Below are 3,044 nucleotides of genomic sequence, written 5' to 3' on the forward strand. Positions count from 1 at the left end.
GTTGGGGCGAAGACCTTTTGCTTACTTTTGGGTCTTTCCAAAAGTGAGCCGCTGTAAGAGCGGAACCATAAGAAGCCGTTACCGCAGAAATGGATATGTACTCGGTTTTTAAATTTCCAGTGTTTTGGGGAAGTCCATCAGGTCAGTTCAGTGGCGGTGTTCTTGACCACCGCAAGTTCTGGATGCGCCACCAGCTTGTCGATATGCAGCTCATCGTTGTTCAACCAGGTCTCGGTCAGCACCCGGTAATGTTCCATGTCCCGGCAGCGCATCCTCAGGCTGTAGTCAAACGGCCCGCTGATCAGCTGGCATTCAAACACCTGGGGGCAGGCTTTCACGCAGGCTTCGAACGCCCTCTGCGCCGAGCGCCCGCTTTGGTTGGACAAGGCCACCAGTACCAGCAGCGACAGCCCCGGTGAAACCATCTGCACATCAATGATGGCCCCGTACCCACGGATCACCCCACGTCGCTCCAGCTTGCGCACCCGCTCCAGGCAGGGGCGTGGCGTGAGGTGCACCAGCGACGAGAGTTTTTCGTAGGTGATTCGCCCCTGATGCCGCAGCACTTCGATGATCGCCTCATCGATGCGGTCCAGCGCGGGGGAGGTATGGGGTCCGTTGGCCTTGGTATCCATGGGTTCACTTCAAACGGTTGGAAAGAAATTGCTGCAAGCGCTCGCTGTTGGGGTGGTCGAGGATCTCGGCGCCGCCTTGTTCTTCGACACGGCCCTGATGCAGGAACAGCACTTGGCTGGACACCTGGCGGGCAAAGCCCATCTCGTGGGTGACCATCAGCATGGTACGACCTTCCTCGGCCAACGTCTGTATGACTTTGAGGACTTCTCCTACAAGTTCCGGGTCCAGCGCTGAGGTCGGCTCATCGAACAGAATGATTTCCGGCTCCATCGCCAGGGCGCGGGCGATGGCTACGCGCTGTTGCTGGCCGCCGGACAGGAATGCCGGGTATTGGTCCGCCACGCGGCTCGGCAGGCCGACCTTGTCCAGATACACGCGCGCGCGTTTCTCTGCTTCGGCGGCGCTCACGTTCAGCACCCGGCGCGGGGCCATGGTGATGTTTTCCAGCACGGTCATGTGGCTCCACAGGTTGAAGTGCTGGAACACCATCGCCAGGCGCGTGCGCAGGTTCTGCAATTGCGCCTGGTCCGGCGCGCGGGTGCCGGCGCGGCCTTGCTGCATTTCGATGCTGATGCCGTCCAGGGTGATCACGCCGGCGTCCGGCTGTTCGAGGAAGTTGATGCAACGCAGCATCGTGCTTTTGCCCGAGCCGCTCGCGCCGATCAGGCTGATCACATCGCCGTGGCGGGCGTTGAGGGACACGCCCTTGAGCACTTCATGTTCGCCGTAGCGTTTATGGATGCCTTCGACTTGAAGCTTGACGGCAGCGGTTGCGCTGTTGGCAACGGAAGTATCGACAGGATAAGCGGCCAGGGCCTGCGCGGACTGATTCATGGGTTAGCCTCGGGAAGGAACAAGAAAGCGCATCCAGCGACGTTCGGCCAGTCGAAACAGGCCCACCAGTGCAAAGGACAGCAGCATGTACAGCAGGGCCGCGATACCGAAAGCCTGGAAAGTCAGGAAGGTTTCGGCGTTGGCGTCGCGGGCCACTTTGAGGATGTCGGCGACCGTGGCGGTGAACGCCAGGGAGGTGGCGTGCAGCATCAGGATCATTTCGTTGCTGTAGGCCGGCAGTGCGCGGCGCAAGGCCGCCGGCACTACCACAAACAGGTTCAACCGCCAGCCGTGCAGGCCATAGGCGCGCGCGGCTTCGATCTCGCCATGGGGAATATTGCGGATCGCCCCGGCGAAGATTTCCACGGTATAGGCACAGGTGTTGAGCACAAAGGCCAGCAGGGTGCAGTTCAATGCATTGCGGAAAAACTGGTTGAGCAGGGCGTTGTCCTGCACCACTTCCAGGCTGTACAGCCCGGTGTAGCAAATCAGCAACTGGATATACAACGGCGTGCCACGGAACAGGTAGGTATACATCTCGACCGGCCAGCGCAGCCAAAAATGCGCCGAGACCCGGGCCAGCGCCAAAGGGACCGACAGAAGGAAGCCGAGCACCACCGAAATAATGAACAGCCATAGGGTCATGGCCACGCCGGACAACCCTGCGCCGTCGCTGAACAGGTAGGCCAGGCCGTATTGCTGGAACAGTTCGATCATCGCGCCATCCCCTTGATGCCGAGGTTGTAACGCCGTTCGAGGCGCTTGAAGATGCGGTTGGAAAGGGTGGTGATCACCAGGTACACGAGGCCGGCGAGGATCAGGAAGTACAGCGGCTCGCTGGTGGTCTTGCCAGCGTTCTGCGCGGCCTTGACCAGGTCCGACAGGCCGATGATCGACACCAGCGCCGTGGACTTGAGCAGCACCAGCCAGTTATTGCCCAGGCCCGGCAGCGCAAAGCGCATCAACTGCGGGAACAACACCAGGCGAAAACGCTGCCAGCGACTCAGGCCATAGGCGGTGGCGGCCTCCAGCTGGCCGACCGGCACGCTGAGAATCGCGCCACGGAAGTTCTCGGTGAAATACGCGCCGTAGATAAAGCCCAGGGTGATCACCCCGGCGGTGAAGGGGTCGATTTCGAAGTAGTCCCAGCCGAAGGTTTCGGTCAGGTCGTTCAGCCACAGTTGCAGGCTGTAGAAAATCAGCAGGATCAGCACCAGGTCCGGAACGCTGCGGATCAGCGTGGTGTACAGCGTGGCCGGTACCCGTAGCCATTTGGCGGCGGACAGCTTGGCGCCGGCGGCGATCAGGCCCAGGGTGAGGCTCAGGGCCAGTGCGAGGAACGCCAGCTTGAGCGTCATCCAGGCACCCTGGGCCAGCATCGGGCCGTAGCCGTGCAGGTTGAGGAGGTCGTTCATCGGGGATATCTCTAAAAGGAAGGCGCGGACAGTCCGTGTCGGAGCAGGCTTGTGTGGGAGGGCGGTGCGACGATTCGACTTGTCTCCCTCCCACACTTGACTGTGCCCACTCCAGAAGGAGTGAGGCGATCAGATCCGTACGTTACCGCGCGGCCCGGC

General features: G+C 61.1%; 4 protein-coding genes. All 4 read right to left on the bottom strand.

Annotation, left to right across the window (positions count from 1 at the left end; all coding sequences use genetic code 11):
• Positions 1-137: 137 nt before the first annotated feature.
• The 4 genes from JWR98_RS20410 to JWR98_RS20425 are packed head-to-tail and all read right to left on the bottom strand — an operon-like array spanning position 138 to position 2,885.
• Positions 138-635, bottom strand: coding sequence for an Lrp/AsnC family transcriptional regulator (locus tag JWR98_RS20410; protein WP_017527026.1), 498 nt, complete (start codon positions 633-635; stop codon positions 138-140).
• A 4-nt stretch (positions 636-639) separates the two neighbouring features.
• On the bottom strand, positions 640-1,470 hold the full coding sequence (locus tag JWR98_RS20415) for an ABC transporter ATP-binding protein (RefSeq protein WP_078733833.1): 831 nt from the start codon (positions 1,468-1,470) through the stop codon (positions 640-642).
• Between the two features lie 3 nt (positions 1,471-1,473).
• A complete protein-coding gene (locus JWR98_RS20420; RefSeq protein ID WP_078733832.1) occupies positions 1,474-2,187 on the bottom strand; it encodes an ABC transporter permease in 714 nt (237 codons plus the stop codon).
• Positions 2,184-2,885: an ABC transporter permease gene (locus JWR98_RS20425; protein WP_078733831.1), complete on the bottom strand. Its 702-nt coding sequence runs from the start codon at positions 2,883-2,885 to the stop codon at positions 2,184-2,186. Before JWR98_RS20425 ends, JWR98_RS20420 begins: the two co-directional genes overlap by 4 nt.
• Positions 2,886-3,044: the final 159 nt, after the last annotated feature.

Source organism: Pseudomonas lactucae, from assembly GCF_016937615.1.
GTDB lineage: Bacteria > Pseudomonadota > Gammaproteobacteria > Pseudomonadales > Pseudomonadaceae > Aquipseudomonas > Aquipseudomonas lactucae.

Coding starts and splice junctions, on each gene's coding strand:
- JWR98_RS20415 (WP_078733833.1), bottom strand. CDS start 1,470: ATGAATCAGTCCGCGCAGGCCCTGGCCGCTTATCCTGTCGATACTTCC.
- JWR98_RS20410 (WP_017527026.1), bottom strand. CDS start 635: ATGGATACCAAGGCCAACGGACCCCATACCTCCCCCGCGCTGGACCGC.
- JWR98_RS20425 (WP_078733831.1), bottom strand. CDS start 2,885: ATGAACGACCTCCTCAACCTGCACGGCTACGGCCCGATGCTGGCCCAG.
- JWR98_RS20420 (WP_078733832.1), bottom strand. CDS start 2,187: ATGATCGAACTGTTCCAGCAATACGGCCTGGCCTACCTGTTCAGCGAC.